At 60.2% G+C, this 15773-nt stretch carries 15 protein-coding genes; 12 read left to right on the plus strand and 3 right to left on the minus strand.

Annotated elements, in window-relative coordinates; translation table 11 throughout:
- Positions 1–6: 6 nt before the first annotated feature.
- A complete protein-coding gene (gene hypA, locus KGA69_RS11475) occupies positions 7–351 on the minus strand; it encodes a hydrogenase maturation nickel metallochaperone HypA (RefSeq protein WP_015370023.1) in 345 nt (114 codons plus the stop codon).
- A 212-nt stretch (positions 352–563) separates the two neighbouring features.
- Here hypA and hycA point away from each other — a divergent pair, with 212 nt between their 5' ends.
- The 9 genes from hycA (at position 564) to hycI (ending at position 8602) form a co-directional block, all read left to right on the plus strand.
- Positions 564–1013, plus strand: coding sequence for a formate hydrogenlyase regulator HycA (hycA, locus tag KGA69_RS11480; protein WP_015370024.1), 450 nt, complete (start codon positions 564–566; stop codon positions 1011–1013).
- Positions 1014–1095: 82 nt separating this feature from the next.
- Positions 1096–1704, plus strand: a complete 609-nt coding sequence (locus tag KGA69_RS11485; protein WP_047044110.1) for a 4Fe-4S dicluster domain-containing protein — start codon at positions 1096–1098, stop codon at positions 1702–1704.
- Entirely contained in the window at positions 1701–3527 is a 1827-nt protein-coding gene (gene hycC / locus KGA69_RS11490) for a formate hydrogenlyase subunit 3 (RefSeq protein ID WP_049061216.1), read from the plus strand. The genes KGA69_RS11485 and hycC overlap by 4 nt, the downstream gene beginning before the upstream one ends.
- A gap of 2 nt (positions 3528–3529) precedes the next feature.
- The gene (locus KGA69_RS11495) at positions 3530–4453 is read left to right on the plus strand and encodes a respiratory chain complex I subunit 1 family protein (protein ID WP_213293106.1); all 924 of its coding nucleotides are present in this window, start codon (positions 3530–3532) and stop codon (positions 4451–4453) included.
- Between the two features lie 16 nt (positions 4454–4469).
- The gene (gene hycE, locus KGA69_RS11500; RefSeq protein ID WP_213293107.1) at positions 4470–6179 is read left to right on the plus strand and encodes a formate hydrogenlyase subunit HycE; all 1710 of its coding nucleotides are present in this window, start codon (positions 4470–4472) and stop codon (positions 6177–6179) included.
- A 204-nt stretch (positions 6180–6383) separates the two neighbouring features.
- The gene (locus KGA69_RS11505; protein WP_032715695.1) at positions 6384–6926 is read left to right on the plus strand and encodes a formate hydrogenlyase complex iron-sulfur subunit; all 543 of its coding nucleotides are present in this window, start codon (positions 6384–6386) and stop codon (positions 6924–6926) included.
- Positions 6926–7693, plus strand: coding sequence for an NADH-quinone oxidoreductase subunit B family protein (locus tag KGA69_RS11510; protein ID WP_045395384.1), 768 nt, complete (start codon positions 6926–6928; stop codon positions 7691–7693). Before KGA69_RS11505 ends, KGA69_RS11510 begins: the two co-directional genes overlap by 1 nt.
- Entirely contained in the window at positions 7690–8100 is a 411-nt protein-coding gene (locus KGA69_RS11515; RefSeq protein WP_045395386.1) for a formate hydrogenlyase maturation HycH family protein, read from the plus strand. The genes KGA69_RS11510 and KGA69_RS11515 overlap by 4 nt, the downstream gene beginning before the upstream one ends.
- Positions 8093–8602, plus strand: a complete 510-nt coding sequence (hycI, locus tag KGA69_RS11520; RefSeq protein WP_045395388.1) for a hydrogenase maturation peptidase HycI — start codon at positions 8093–8095, stop codon at positions 8600–8602. Before KGA69_RS11515 ends, hycI begins: the two co-directional genes overlap by 8 nt.
- A 104-nt stretch (positions 8603–8706) precedes the next feature.
- Here the strand turns inward: hycI and KGA69_RS11525 are convergent, their stop codons facing one another.
- Together KGA69_RS11525 and ascF are read right to left on the minus strand one after the other, a co-directional pair.
- On the minus strand, positions 8707–10131 hold the full coding sequence (locus KGA69_RS11525) for a 6-phospho-beta-glucosidase (RefSeq protein WP_213293108.1): 1425 nt from the start codon (positions 10129–10131) through the stop codon (positions 8707–8709).
- 26 nt (positions 10132–10157) lie between these two features.
- A complete protein-coding gene (gene ascF / locus KGA69_RS11530) occupies positions 10158–11594 on the minus strand; it encodes a PTS cellobiose/arbutin/salicin transporter subunit IIBC (protein WP_047044120.1) in 1437 nt (478 codons plus the stop codon).
- A 266-nt stretch (positions 11595–11860) separates the two neighbouring features.
- On the opposite strand from ascF, the gene KGA69_RS11535 reads away from it, so the two are divergent.
- The 3 genes from KGA69_RS11535 (at position 11861) to hypF (ending at position 15773) form a co-directional block, all read left to right on the plus strand.
- Positions 11861–12874 (plus strand): LacI family DNA-binding transcriptional regulator, encoded by a 1014-nt coding sequence (locus tag KGA69_RS11535; protein WP_045395394.1) that lies wholly within the window; start codon positions 11861–11863, stop codon positions 12872–12874.
- A gap of 134 nt (positions 12875–13008) precedes the next feature.
- Complete coding sequence (hydN, locus tag KGA69_RS11540) at positions 13009–13536, plus strand: electron transport protein HydN (protein WP_015370036.1); 528 nt, start codon at positions 13009–13011, stop codon at positions 13534–13536.
- Between the two features lie 8 nt (positions 13537–13544).
- Positions 13545–15773, plus strand: coding sequence for a carbamoyltransferase HypF (gene hypF, locus KGA69_RS11545; protein WP_045395396.1), 2229 nt, complete (start codon positions 13545–13547; stop codon positions 15771–15773).

A 15773-nucleotide genomic window follows, 5' to 3' on the forward strand; every position in this document is an offset into this window, starting at 1 on the left:
AATCTTTTACTCCAATTCTAAACGCTGAATCTGTAAGCCATCATCCGCCACGATCTGCAACTGGTCGTTATCGCAGTGCGGGCAGCGGCGGACGTGCTGAGAGACAAGATGCACATACTGCTGACAGCGTTCACACCAGCATTCGGCCTGTTGTTCGGCAATGTGCAGCGCGCAGCCTTCCGCCAGCGTGCCGCGGCACACCAGTTCAAAACAGAAGGTGAGGGCGCTGGCCTCCACGCAGGAAAACGCGCCGACCTTCAGCCACACGCCGGTGACCCGGCGCGCGCCGTTTTGCCGCGCCTGTTGCTCAATAATTTCCAGCGCCCGCTGGCTTAGCGTGATTTCGTGCATGTTGGCCTCCGTTAATACTATGGCGGCTATATGCAATAACGATGCCAGGAGACCATAAACGGTGGGGGAACTGTCGATGACGACGACGTGCGGCTGTCATCGACATGTCGTGATGGCGCGCGAGTTTTTAATAATTCATTTAAATTCAAATAAATAAATATTGGCATGGAAAATGCTTAACCGGTGCATCTCATGTAACGGGAGGATCCGGGATGACAATTTGGGAATTAAGTGAAAAGGCGGACTACATCGCCGATCGTCACCGCCAGCATCAGGAGCAGTGGCACACCTACTGCAACTCGCTGGTTCAGGGCATCACCCTGTCGAAAGCGCGTCTGCATCACGCGATGAGCTGCGCGCCGGACAAAGAGCTGTGCTTCGTGCTGTTCGGCCACTTTCAGGTATATGTCGCGCTGGCGGAAGGCTTTAACAGCCACACCATCGAATACTACGTAGAAAGCAAAAATGGCGATGACAAACGGCTGATCGCCCAGGCGACGCTGGATGCGGAAGGCGTAATTGACGGTCGCATCAGTAACCGTTCCCGCGAAGCGGTGCTGGAACACTACCTGGCGATCATCGCCACCGTCTATGACCGTCTGTATGAGGCGATGGAGCGCGACCAGCCGGTGGATTTAAGCCATCTGGCGCAGGTCCATTAATTGTGAAGTGTCGACAAGTGTCGAAACCGACACCTGCGCGGCCTGATTTCGTCAAAAGTGACTTTCACCCGAGGATGACCCGGTGAACCGTTTTGTAATTGCTGATTCCAGCGTCTGTATTGGCTGCCGCACCTGCGAAGCCGCCTGTTCCGAGACGCATCGCCAGTATGGCCTGCAAAGTATGCCGCGCCTGCAGGTCATGCGTAATGAAAAAGAGTCTGCGCCGCAGATGTGCCACCACTGCGAAGACGCGCCCTGCGCCGCGGTGTGCCCGGTCAACGCCATTACTCGCGTTGACGGCGCGGTACAGCTCAATGAAAGCCTGTGCGTGAGCTGCAAACTGTGCGGCATCGCCTGCCCGTTCGGCGCGATTGAATTCTCCGGCAGCCGCCCGTTGGATATTCCCGCCAACGCTAACACGCCGATGGCACCCGCCGCGCCGCCGGCTCCGGCCCGCGTCAGCTCGCTGCTCGACTGGGTGCCTGGCGTTCGCGCTATCGCCGTGAAATGCGACCTCTGCCACTTTGATGAGCAGGGCCCGGCCTGCGTGCGGACCTGCCCGACCAAAGCCTTACTGCTGGTGGATATTCGCGATATTGCTAAGTCCAGCAAGCGTAAGCGCGAACTGACCTTTAATACCGACCTCGGCGATTTGTCGCTGTTTCAGGCGCAACAAGGGGGCGTGAAATGAGCGTGGTTGCATTAGTGAATCAGGCGGTTGCCTGGTATGCCGCCAGCGCGGTGCTGGCGTTTTTGTTTAGTCTGCGTAAACCGCTGAGCGGCGCGATTGCCGGGATCGGCGGCGCGGTCGCCAGCGCGATGTTAATCGTCGCCGGCTTCTCGGCGCTGATCGCGCCGGAGCGGATCAACGGCGGCATGCTGCAGTATCTGCATCTGGCGATGCGGGTAGGCGGGATTAACGCTCTGTGGCTGCTGGCCATCGGTCTGTCGGCGCTGCCGATTTCGCTGTTTAACATTTCCTGGCATCGTCATCCGCAGGTCAAATCGAATGGCCTGCTGGTTAACCTGCTGCTGGCTGCCGCCACCTGCGCGGTGGTGGTGACTAACTTCGGCAGCCTGGTGGTGATGGCGGAAATCATGGCGCTGTGCGCCGCATTTCTCACCGGCTGCGCGCAGTCCGGCAAACTGTGGTTTGCGCTGGGGCGTCTCGGCACCCTGCTGCTGGCGTGGACCTGCTGGCTGGTGTGGTCGTTCTACGGCACTCTCGACCTGGCGGCGATTAGCCAGCTGGCCGCCGGCGCGCCGCAGAACATGGCGCTGTGGCTGCCGGGTCTGCTCGGTTTTGCCCTGCTCGCCGGGGTGATCCCGCTGCACGGCTGGGCGCCGCAGGCGCATGCGGGCGCCAGCGCCCCGGCCGCCGCGCTGTTTTCAACGGTGGTGATGAAGGTCGGTCTGTACGGCATCCTGACCGTGTCGCTGGCCGGTAGCGTACCGCCGCTGTGGTGGGGCGTGCTGCTGCTGGTGCTGGGGATGATTACCGCCTTTATCGGCGGGCTGTACGCGCTGATGGAACATAACATCCAGCGCCTGCTGGCTTACCACACTCTGGAAAACATCGGCATTATTCTGCTTGGCCTCGGCGCCTTCGTCACCGGTATTGCCACCGGCAACAATGCGCTGATGGTGCTGGGCTTTATCGGCGGCATGTACCACCTGATCAACCACAGCCTGTTCAAAACCACGCTGTTCCTTGGCGCGGGGGCGGTGTGGTTCCGTACCGGGCATCGCGATATTGAGAAGCTGGGCGGCATCGGTAAAAAAATGCCGCTGATTTCACTCGCCATGCTGGTGGGGCTGATGGCGATGGCCGCGCTGCCACCGCTGAACGGCTTTGCCGGCGAATGGGTTATCTATCAATCCTTCTTCAAGCTGAGCACCGGCGAGGTGTTTATCGGCCGTCTGCTGGGGCCGCTGCTGGCGGTTGGCCTGGCGATTACCGGGGCGCTGGCGGTGATGTGTATGGCCAAAGTCTACGGCGTCACCTTCCTTGGCGCGCCGCGCAGTCAAGAGGCGGAAAACGCCACCTGCGCGCCCTGGCTGATGACCTTAAGCGTGGTGCTGGCCGCCGCGTGCTGCGTCATCGGCGGCGTGGCGGCGCCGTGGCTGTTGCCGCTGGTCGGCCACGTCATTCCGGTTCCGGCGCAGACCACAAGCGTCGTATCGCAGCCGCTGATCGCCATTCTGCTGATTGCCTGTCCGCTGCTGCCGTTCCTGCTGATGATCTTCTTCAAAGGCGACCGCCTGCCGGCGCGCTCGCGCGGCGCGGCGTGGGTCTGCGGCTACGATCATGAACAAGCGATGGTGGTCACCGCCCACGGCTTCGCCATGCCGGTGAAAGAAGCCTTTGCGCCGCTGCTGAAGCTGCGTCACTGGTTGAATCCGGTACGGCTGGTGCCCGGCTGGCAGAACGCCTCCGCGCCCGCGTTGCTGCGCGGCGTGGCGCTGATCGAGCTGGCGGTACTGGTGGTGATTGTGATTTCGCGAGGAGCCTGAGAGTGAACCTATTCGTTGCATTAATACAGGCGCTGGTACTGTTTGCCGTCGCGCCGCTGCTGTCCGGCCTGACCCGCGTTGCCCGCGCGCGCCTGCATAACCGCCGCGGGCCGGGCGTACTGCAGGAGTATCGGGATATCCTGAAACTGCTGGTTCGCCAGAGCGTGGGCCCGGACGCTTCCGGCTGGGTATTCCGCCTGACGCCGTTTGTGATGGTCGGCGTGATGCTGACCATCGCCGCCGCGCTGCCGATAGTGACCGTAGATTCACCGCTGCCGGGGCTGGGCGACCTGATTACGCTTATCTACCTGTTCGCCATCGCCCGTTTCTTTTTCGCCATTTCCGGCCTGGATACCGGTAGTCCGTTCACCGCTATCGGCAGCAGCCGTGAAGCGATGCTCGGCGTGCTGGTCGAACCGATCCTGCTGCTTGGGTTGTGGGTCGCGGCGCAGGTAGCCGGCTCCACCCATATTAGCGCGATTACCGACACCATTTACCACTGGCCCGCCGCGCGCAGCATCCCGCTGATCCTGGCGCTGTGCGCCTGCGCTTTCGCCACCTTTATCGAAATGGGCAAACTGCCGTTCGATTTAGCCGAGGCCGAACAGGAGCTGCAGGAAGGACCGCTTTCCGAGTACAGCGGCAGCGGTTTTGCGGTGCTGAAGTGGGGCATCAGCCTGAAACAGCTGGTGGTGCTGCAGATGTTCGTCGGCGTATTTATCCCGTGGGGACAGATGACCAGCTTTAGCGCGCCAGGCCTGCTGCTGGCGCTGGTGGTCGCCATCGTCAAGCTGGTAGCGGGAGTGCTGATTATCGCGCTCTTCGAAAACAGCATGGCGCGTCTACGCTTCTGCGCCACTTCCCGCGTCACCTGGGCCGGGTTTGGTTTCGCCTTTTTAGCTTTCGTCTCCTTGCTGGTGGCGTGATTAAGAGAATTTGAGCATGTCTGAAGAAAAAATCGGTCAACACTATCTTGCGGCGCTGCACCAGGCCTTTCCTGGCGTGGTGCTGGACGAAGCCTGGCAGACCAAAGATCAGCTAACCGTCACCGTGAAGGTTAACTACCTGCCGGAAGTGGTCGAGTTCCTGTACTACAAACAGGGCGGCTGGCTGTCGGTACTGTTCGGCAACGACGAACGTAAGTTGAACGGCCACTATGCGGTTTACTACGTGCTGTCGATCGAGCAGGGCACTAAATGCTGGATCACCGTGCGCGTGGAAGTCGATGCCAACAAACCGGAATATCCGTCGGTGACCCCGCGCGTGCCGGCGGCGGTATGGGGCGAGCGCGAAGTGCGCGATATGTACGGTCTGGTGCCGGTGGGCCTGCCGGACGAGCGCCGCCTGGTGCTGCCGGACGACTGGCCGGATGAACTCTATCCGCTGCGTAAAGACAGCATGGACTACCGCCAGCGCCCGGCGCCGACCACCGACGCGGAGACCTACGAGTTCATTAACGAGCTCGGCAGTAAGAAAAACAACGTGGTGCCGATTGGCCCGCTGCACGTCACCTCCGATGAGCCTGGACACTTCCGTCTGTTTGTCGACGGCGAGAACATTATCGACGCCGATTACCGCCTGTTCTATGTCCATCGCGGCATGGAAAAGCTGGCGGAAACCCGCATGGGTTACAACGAAGTAACGTTCCTGTCGGACCGGGTATGCGGCATCTGCGGCTTTGCCCACAGCACCGCCTATACCACCTCGGTGGAAAACGCGATGGGCATCGTGGTGCCGGAGCGCGCGCAGATGATCCGCGCCATTCTGCTGGAAGTGGAACGCCTGCACTCGCACCTGCTGAACCTTGGCCTGGCCTGCCACTTCACCGGCTTTGACTCCGGTTTTATGCAGTTCTTCCGCGTGCGCGAAACCTCAATGAAGATGGCGGAGATCCTCACCGGCGCGCGTAAAACCTACGGCATGAACCTGATCGGCGGGATTCGCCGCGATCTGCTGAAAGAGGACATGATCCAGACCCGCCAGCTGGCGCAGCAGATGCGTCGCGATGTGCAGGAACTGGTGGATATGCTGCTCAGCACGCCGAACATGGAACAGCGCACCGTCGGTATTGGCCGCCTGGATCCAGAAATCGCCCGCGACTTCAGTAACGTCGGCCCGATGGTCCGCGCCAGCGGCCACGCCCGCGATACCCGCGCCGATCACCCGTTCGTCGGTTACGGTCTGCTGCCGATGGAAGTCCATAGTGAGCAGGGCTGCGACGTGATTTCTCGCCTCAAGGTGCGTATCAACGAAGTTTATACCGCGCTGAATATGATTGATTTCGGTCTCGACAATCTGCCCGGCGGCCCGCTGATGGTGGATGGCTTCACCTATATTCCGCACCGCTTCGCGCTGGGCTTCTCGGAAGCGCCGCGCGGCGACGATATCCACTGGAGCATGACCGGCGACAACCAAAAACTGTACCGCTGGCGCTGCCGTGCGGCGACCTACGCCAACTGGCCGACCCTGCGCTATATGCTGCGCGGCAACACCGTCTCCGACGCGCCGCTGATTATCGGCAGCCTCGATCCCTGCTACTCCTGTACCGACCGCATGACGGTGGTCGATGTACGTAAGAAGAAAAGCAAAGTGGTGCCGTACAAAGAGCTGGAGCGCTACAGCATCGAGCGTAAAAACTCGCCGCTGAAATAATTGAGCCATTGCGTGGGGCCCCTCACCCCGACCCTCTCCCCACAGGGGAGAGGGGGAAGGGCAGAGCTGTCCCCTCTCACCACAAGGGAGAGAAGGAAGGGCAGAACGAGTGCGAATTCACTGACCGTGCACAACTGTCCCCTCTCCCTTTCAGGGAGAGGGCTAGGGTGAGGGAAAAAGGCCGCACACAACCTGGGAGCAACAATGTTTACCTTTATTAAAAAAGTCATCAAGACCGGCACCGCGACCCACTCCTATCCGCTGGAGCCGATGCCGGTGGATAAAAACTTCCGCGGCAAACCGGAGCACAATCCGCAGCAGTGCATCGGCTGCGCGGCCTGCGTGAATGCCTGTCCGTCTAACGCCCTGACGGTAGAGACCGATCTGGCGACTAACCAGCTGGCGTGGCAGTTCAACCTCGGGCGCTGTATTTTCTGCGGCCGCTGTGAAGAGGTCTGCCCGACGGCGGCGATTAAGCTGTCGCAGGAGTATGAACTGGCGGTGTGGAAAAAAGAGGATTTCCTCCAGCAATCGCGCTTTGCCATCTGCCACTGTCGGGTCTGCGCGCGGCCTTTCGCGGTACAAAAAGAGATCGACTACGCCATTGCGCTGCTTAAGCACAACGGCGATACCCGCGCCGAATTGCACCGCGAAAGTTTTGAGACCTGCCCGGAATGTAAACGCCAGAAATGCCTGGTGCCGTCCGATCGTATTGAACTGACTCGCCACATGAGGGAGGCCAGCTGATGAGCAATTTATTAGGCCCGCGCGATGAAAACGGCATTCCGCTGCCGATGACGGTGGATGAATCCATCGCCAGCATGAAGGCCTCGCTGCTGAAAAAAATCAAACGTTCCGCCTATGTTTACCGCGTCGACTGCGGCGGCTGTAACGGCTGTGAAATCGAGATTTTCGCCACCCTTTCGCCGCTATTCGACGCCGAACGCTTCGGGATTAAAGTTGTGCCATCGCCACGCCATGCCGATATTTTGCTGTTTACCGGCGCGGTGACCCGCGCGATGCGTTCGCCGGCGCTGCGCGCCTGGCAATCGGCGCCGGATCCGAAAATCTGCATCTCTTACGGCGCCTGCGGCAACAGCGGTGGTATCTTCCACGATTTGTACTGCGTATGGGGCGGCACCGACAAAATTGTGCCGGTCGATGTCTATATTCCGGGCTGTCCGCCGACGCCTGCCGCCACGCTGTACGGTTTTGCGATGGCGCTCGGTCTGCTGGAGCAAAAAATCCACGCCCGCCAGCCGGGCGAGCTTGATGAACAACCAACCGAATTGCTGCATCCCAACATGGTTCAGCCGCTGCGGGTACGTATCGATCGCGAAGCGCGCCGTCTGGCCGGCTATCGCTATGGCCGCCAGATCGCCGACGACTATATGCGTCTGCTGGGGCAGGGAGATAATCAGGTACTGCGCTGGCTGGAGGCGGAGAAAGATCCGCGTCTGACCGAAATCGTCACGCACCTGAATCAGGTGGTCGAGGGGGCGCGTATCCGATGAGCGAGACGGTGGTGTTCAGTCAGCTGAGCCGTAAATTTATTGATGAGAACGACGCGACGCCGGATCAGGCGCAGCAGGTGGTCTATTACAGCCTGGCGATTGGCCACCACCTCGGCGTCATCGACTGCCTGGAAGCGGCGTTAAGCTGCCCGTGGGAGGACTATCTGGCGTGGATTGGCACGCTGGAGGCGGGCAGCGCCGCGCGGCGCAAAATGGAAGGCGTACCGAAGTATGGCGAGATCGTTATCGACAGCAATCACGTGGCGATGCTGGCTAATGCCTTTGATAAAGCGCAGTCCGCGCAGACCCCGGAGCAGCAGGCGTGGAGTAAAACCCTGCTCAGCATGCTGCACGATATTCACCAGGAAAGCGCCATCTATCTGATGGTGAGGAGACTACGTGACTGACGTTTTACTGTGTGTCGGCAACAGCATGATGGGCGATGACGGCGCAGGCCCGCTGCTGGCGGAAATGTGCGCGGCCAATCCGGTCGGCGGCTGGGTGGTGATTGACGGCGGCAGCGCGCCGGAAAACGATATCGTCGCCATCCGCGAGCTGCGCCCGACCCGGCTACTGATCGTCGACGCGACCGATATGGGGCTTAATCCCGGCGAAATCCGTATTGTCGACCCGGACGATATCGCCGACATGTTTATGATGACCACCCACAATATGCCGCTTAACTATCTTATCGATCAGTTAAAAGAGGATATTGGCGAGGTGATTTTTGTGGGCATTCAACCTGATATTGTCGGTTTCTATTACCCGATGACTCAGCCTGTTAAGGATGCCGTCGCGACGGTATACGCGCGGCTTGACGGCTGGCAGGAGCAGGGCGGTTTTGCCGCGCTGGAAGCGGCCGAGGAAGAGGCGTTCCCCGGCCTTCCGGGAACGTCTCAGCGATTTTGAGGCCACCAACACCGGCAGTTTCAGCCAGCGTGGTGAATAAAATAACGGCAGGCCGTACGGACCGTAGGCCGGGTAAGGCGTAAGCCGCCACCCGGCAATACCGACTACTCCAGATCCGCCCCGTTGCTGGCGATGACCTTCTTATACCACCAGAACGATTTCTTGCGCTTGCGCGCAAGCGTGCCGTTTCCGGCATCGTCGCGATCGACATACACGAAACCGTAGCGCTTGCTCATCTCGCCGGTGGAGGCGGAGACCAAATCGATACAGCCCCAGCTGGTATAGCCGATGACCGGAATGCCATCATCGATGGCGTCGCGCATCGCCTTGATGTGTTCACGCAGATAGCTAATGCGGTAGTCGTCGTTGATTTCGCCGTTGGCGTCGATCTCATCGCGCGCGCCGAGTCCGTTTTCCACGAGGAATAGCGGTTTCTGATAGCGGTCATACATCATGTTCATGGTGATGCGCAGACCGAGCGGATCGATACCCCAGCCCCATTCGCTGGCCGCAATGTACGGATTCTTCAGCGACTTGACGATATTGGCGGCGTTGGTGTTGCTGGCGTTCATCTCCGCTGACGCGCAGCGCGAGGCGTAATAGCTAAAGGAGACGAAATCGACGGTGTTTTTAAGGATTTCGTCGTCGCCCGGCTGTTTGGCAATAGTGACGCCTTTCTCGCGGAATACCCGCGCGGCCCACACCGGATAGGCGCCGCGCGCCTGCACATCGATAAAGAACAGGTTTTCACGATCTTTTTCCAGCGCCATCCAGACATCTTCCGGCTTACAGGAATACGGGTAGAAGTTACCGCCCGCCAGCATGCAGCCGACCTGGTTTTGCGGGTTGACCTGATGGGCGATTTTTGTCGCCAGCGCGCTAGCCACCAGCTCGTGATGCGCGGCCTGGTATTTCACCTGCTCCTGATTTTCTCCCTCCTCAAACACCAGACCGGCGCCAGAGTAGGGACTATGCAGCATGATGTTGATTTCGTTGAAGGTGAGCCAGTATTTCACCAGTCCGTCAAAAGCTTCAAAACAGGTGCGCGCATAGTGGCTGAAGAAATCGACCATCTTCCGATTACGCCAGGAGCCATATTCCGTCACCAGATGCATCGGTACATCAAAGTGGCACAGGGTGACCAGCGGTTCGATCCCGTACTTTCTGCACTCTTCGAACATCGCACGGTAGAAAGCGATACCTTCTGGGTTTGGCTGTTGTTCATCACCGCGCGGGAACAGGCGGCTCCAGGCGATAGAGGTACGAAAGACGCTAAACCCCATCTCCGCCATCAGGGCGATATCCTCTTTATAGCGATGGTAAAAATCGATCGCCACGTGGCTTGGATAAAATTCGTCTTTGCGAAGCGTAAAGCGCTTCTCCTGACCCAGCTTTACCGCCAGGCGATGGGCGCCGTGCGGAATAGTATCAACGGTCGTCAGCCCTTTGCCGCCCTCAAGATAAGCGCCTTCAGACTGGTTAGCGGCCAGAGCGCCGCCCCATAAAAATCCGTGTGGAAAACTCGACATGCGTTACCTCGCGTTCAAAAAAGTGTTCAGGCGTGAGTGGCCGCGCCCTGGCGCTGTCTGGCGTCGGCGGCGGCATTTTCTACCGGGATATCTTCAAAACCGAGCAGCAGCGTCAGCACAAAGGAGAGCACCACCGACAGCGCCATCACGCCAAAGACCCAAACGATAGTCATCGGATTGGCCGGATCGAAAAACTGGACGCTGGTGAACAGCCCCGGCGCCGCCATCGAATGGCTGGCCAGCCCGGCAATCCCCGCCACCGCGCCGCAAATAAAGCCACTGATTAAGCTGGCGACCAGCGGGCGTTTCAGACGTACCGCCACGCCGTACAGCGCCGGTTCGGAAATCCCGGCCAGAATCGCCGATGCCGCTGCCGCTAATGCGGTCTGGCGCAGCTCCGGGTTTTTGGTTTTCCACGCCACCGCCAGCGACGATCCGCCCAGCGACAGGTTGGCACCGATTTCCGATGGCATCACCATGCCCTCTTTGCCGGTTTCGGCGATGGTTTGAATGATGGTTGGCGTAAAGACGCGGTGCATGCCGGTCATCACCAGCAGCGGCCAGAGTCCACCCATGATCGCCACCGACAGCCAGCCGAGATAGCTATGGATCGTGTACACCAGCGCGGAGATCGCGCTGCCGATCCAGATGCCGAGCGGGCCAATCAGCAGGATCGCCAGCGGCGCGGCAATCAGCACGATCAGCATCGGTTTAAGGAAGTTTTTCGTCACCGCCGGGGTGATGCGATCGACCCAGCGCTCGATATAAGAGAGACACCAGGTCATCACCAGCGCCGGGATCACCGTGTAGGTGTATTTCACCGCGGTAACCGGAATGAAGGCGAATTCAACGTGCTCGCCCTGCGCGGCTTTAGCCATTAATTCGATGAACCCCGGATGCACCAGCACCCCGGCGATGGCGATAGCCAGCGACATATTGGTTTTGAATTTTACCGCCGCGGAAGCGGCAACCATCAGCGGCAGGAAGAAGAACGCGCCGTCGCCGATAAGCGTCAGAATGGTCAGCGTCGGCGAGCCCTTTGGCAACGCGCCGCTCATCTCCAGGATCATCGCCAGCAGTTTGACCATCGATCCGCCGATAATCGCCGGGATCAGCGGCGACATGGTGCCGATCAGCGCATCAAGGATCCCGGCGCCGATGCGTTTTAAGGTCAGCGGCGGTTTCCCCTGCGGCTCCGCCGGGCGCAACTCGCCGGGCAGCAGATTCAGCACCTCGCGATACGCCTGCGAGACGGTATTGCCGATGATCACCTGACACTGGTTATCGCTACGCACGACGCCAAGTACCCCTTGCAGCGCTTTCAGCGCCGGGGCGTCCACGCGTTGGTTATCTTTCACCACGAAGCGCAGGCGGGTCATGCAGTGGGTCACGGCAACGACGTTGTCTGCGCCGCCGATCGCCGTCAGGATCTGGTTCGCCAGGGCTGCATAATTTTTAGACATCGGATTTTATCCTGTTTTATCAATAGGGTACTGATTACACGCCAGCGCCTGACGGCGGCTATGCGCGGTATATGCATAGGAAACCGGTTCCACAAAATCATGATGAGTTTCATTGAGTCATACAAGAACTAAAAAAATCACTTTGCAAATTTGTGATTTTGATCGCTTTGTAGGCAGAGGCAGAGCAACATCATGGAGATGCCGACTGCTGAAAAACGGCCAGACGTGCAGTACACTGCAGGCAACTTAAGTTACAGGAAGAACCCATGGCAACGATGCTGGAGGTTGCGAAGCGCGCGGGAGTATCAAAGGCGACCGTTTCGCGGGTGCTGTCGGGCAACGGCTATGTCAGCCAGGAAACCAAAGACCGGGTGTTTCAGGCAATTGCCGAAAGCGGCTATCGGCCGAATCTGCTGGCGCGCAATCTGGCGACCAAAAAAAGCCAGACCATCGGGCTGGTGGTAACCAACACCCTTTATCACGGCGTTTATTTCAGCGAGCTGCTGTTTCACGTGGCGCGGCTGACGGAAGATCAGGGGCGGCAGCTGATCCTGGCCGACGGCAAACACAGCGCGCAAGAAGAGCGCGAGGCGATTCAGTATCTGCTCGACCTGCGCTGTGACGCGATCATCATCTATCCGCGCTTTCTAAGCGTCGATGAAATGGATGAGATCATCGACAATCATGAGCAGCCGATCGTGGTGCTGAACCGTCGCCTGCGCCGCCACGCCAGCCACTGCGTATGGTCCGATCACAAAGCCTCGGCGCGGATGGCGGTTGAAAAGTTAATTACCAGCGGTCATCGCGACATTGCGTTTATCACCGGTTCGCTGGATTCGCCTACCGGGGTTGAGCGTCTCTCTGGTTATAAAGACGCGCTGGCAGGCCAGGGGCTTCCCGTGCGGCAAGAACTGATCGTTGAAGGGCGCTGGACGCCGCACACCGGCGCCGCCGCTGTCGAAGCGCTCAGCCAACGCGGCGTCAGTTTCAGCGCGCTGGTCGCCAGTAATGACGACATGGCGATCGGCGCGATTAAGCAACTGCACCAGCAGGGGATCGCGGTGCCGCAGCAGGTATCGGTGATCGGTTTCGATGACATCGCGCTGGCGCCGTATGTGATCCCCTCGCTCTCCAGCGTTAAAATTCCGGTCACCGAAATGATGAAAGAGAGCATCAACAGGCTGATCTTTATGCTCGACGGCGGCGAATTTAAATATCAGCAAACTTTCCCCGGCGAGCTGATTGAACGCGAGTCGTTGGCGCGCGGCCCGCATGCCTGATGTCGTCATCTGTCATCGTCAGTTGTGACGATGACAGCGGCTGTTAATTTAATTCCCTTAAATTTCAATTAAATAAAAGTTGGAACGTATTATGCATAATCCGGCGCGTTAACTTCTTTCCGCTGGAGAAATGGATGAACCGTTTCATTATCGCCGATGCGAGCAAATGCATCGGCTGCCGCACCTGTGAAGTGGCCTGCGTGGTCTCTCATCAGGAAAATCAGGATTGCGCCGCGCTGACGCCGCAGTCGTTCCTGCCGCGTATTCACGTGATCAAAGGCGTCAATGTGTCGACGGCGACGGCCTGTCGTCAATGTGAAGACGCGCCATGCGCCAACGTCTGCCCGAACGGCGCTATCAGCCGCGATAAAGGCTTTGTCCACGTGATGCAGGAGCGCTGCATCGGCTGTAAAACCTGCGTTGTCGCCTGCCCGTATGGGGCGATGGAAGTGGTGGTGCGCCCGGTCGTTCGCCACAGCGGCGCCGGGTTGAACGTCATGGCGGAAAAAGCCGAAGCCAACAAGTGCGACCTGTGCCACCAGCGCGATAGCGGTCCGGCCTGCATTGAAGCCTGCCCGACGCACGCGCTGGTTTGCGTCGACCGCAACAAGCTTGAGCAGATGAACCTCGAAAAACGTCGCCGTACAGCGCTGGCCTGGTAATACACCGTATGAACGGGGTGCAAATCCGCATTCGCGGTAAAGTGCAGGGGGTGGGTTTCCGCCCCTTCGTCTGGCAACTGGCGCGACAAATGGCGCGCGGCGGCGATGTCTGTAACGACGGCGACGGCGTGCTGGTCAGGCTGATCGGCGACGACGGTGGTTTTACCGCCGCGTTGGCCCGTCACTGTCCGCCGCTGGCGCGTATTGACAGCACCGACTGCACCCCGTTTCACTGGCATAAGCTTCCTCAGGATTTCACCATACGCCACAGCGGCGGCGGCAGTATGCGCACGCAGATTGTTCCCGATGCCGCAACCTGCCCGGCGTGCCTGGCGGAGATGAACGATCCGCAAGAACGCCGTTACCGTTACCCCTTTATCAACTGTACCCATTGCGGGCCGCGCTTCACCATTATTCGCGCCATGCCATACGATCGCCCCTTTACCGCGATGGCGCCGTTCCCGCTGTGTCCGCGCTGCGCTGCCGAGTATCGGGAGCCTGCCGATCGCCGTTTTCACGCCCAGCCGGTGGCCTGTGCCGATTGCGGCCCGCAGCTGGAGTGGCGGGCGGGAACGCTAACGCTAGCCGCTGAAGCGGCGCTGCAGGCGGCCATCGCGCGGCTGGCGGCGGGCGGTATTGTGGCGATAAAAGGGATTGGCGGTTTTCATCTGGCCTGCGATGCCGGCAATAGCGTGGCGGTGGCAGCGCTGCGCGCGCGAAAACGGCGCCCGGCAAAACCGCTGGCGGTAATGCTGCCGACGGCAGCGGAGTTACCCGCGGCGGCGGCGGCGCTGCTGCGCTCGCCCGCCGCGCCGATTGTATTGCTGGCTAAAGCGCAGGTTCCCGGCCTGTGTGACGAGATTGCGCCAGGGCTTGCGGAAGTCGGGGTGATGCTGCCGTCTAATCCGCTGCAGCATTTACTTCTGCAGGCGCTGGCGCGCCCGATAGTGATGACCTCCGGTAACCTCAGCGGCCGCCCTCCGGCGTTGAGTAATCAAGAAGCGCTCATCGACTTAGCCGATATAGCCGACGGTTTTCTGCTACATAATCGCGATATCGTGCAGCGTATGGACGATTCGCTGGTGCGCTCAAGCGGTGAGATGCTGCGCCGCGCCCGTGGCTACGTGCCGGATGCGCTGCCGCTGCCGCCGGGCCTGGATAATATTCCGCCGCTGTTGGCGCTGGGGGCGGATATGAAAAATACCTTCTGCCTGGCGCGCGGCGGCGAAGCGGTGCTGAGCCAGCATTTTGGCGATCTCGGCGAGGAGGGCGTCGAGCAACAGTGGCGCAGTGCGCTGCGGTTAATGCAGAGCATTTATGCGTTTGCGCCGCAGCGGGTGGCGGTTGACGCCCATCCCGGCTATCGCTCGACGCAGTGGGCGGCGTCAATGTCGTTACCGGTCGAGCCGGTACTGCATCACCATGCCCACGCGGCGGCTTGCCTGGCGGAACACCGCTGGCCGCTCGACGGCGGCGATGCGATCGCTCTGACCCTTGATGGCATCGGGATGGGGGAAAACGGCGCGCTGTGGGGCGGCGAATGCCTGCGGGTGAACTACCGCGAATGCGAACATCTTGGCGGCCTCCCGGCCGTTGCGCTGCCGGGCGGTGATCTGGCGGCACGCCAGCCGTGGCGAAATTTGTTGGCCCAGTGCCTGGCATTTATTCCCGACTGGCAGTCATACCCGCCAACCGCCGCGCTGGGGCAGCGAAACTGGCCGCTGTTGGCGCAGGCCATCGAACGCGGCATTAATTCGCCGCGCGCCTCTTCCTGCGGACGGCTGTTTGATGCCGTTGCCTGCGCGCTGGATTGCGCGCCGGAGAGCCTGAGCTACGAAGGCGAGGCGGCCTGTCGGCTGGAGGCGCTGGCCGCCAGCTGTCCGGGCGTCAGCCATCCGGTCACGCTGCCCTGGCGCGGCGGCGAGCTGGACTTATCCACCTTCTGGCGACAGTGGTTGCGCTGGCAGGCGACGCCCGCGCAGAAAGCCTGGGCCTTTCATGATGCGCTGGCCTGGGGGCTGGCGGCGATGGCGCGTGACTGCGCCGCTTCCCGCGGGATCGCGACAATCGTTTGTAGCGGCGGCGTACTGCATAATCAGCTGCTCGCCGCCCGCCTCAGCGATTACCTTTCTGATTTTACTTTGCTTTTGCCGCAGCAGCTTCCCGCTGGCGATGGCGCGATCGCCTACGGTCAGGCGGTGGTGGCCGCCGCCCGCTGGCAGTCTCAAAGGATTTAA

The sequence above is a fragment of the Klebsiella sp. A52 genome, from assembly GCF_018388785.1.
In the GTDB taxonomy this organism is placed as follows: domain Bacteria; phylum Pseudomonadota; class Gammaproteobacteria; order Enterobacterales; family Enterobacteriaceae; genus Klebsiella; species Klebsiella aerogenes.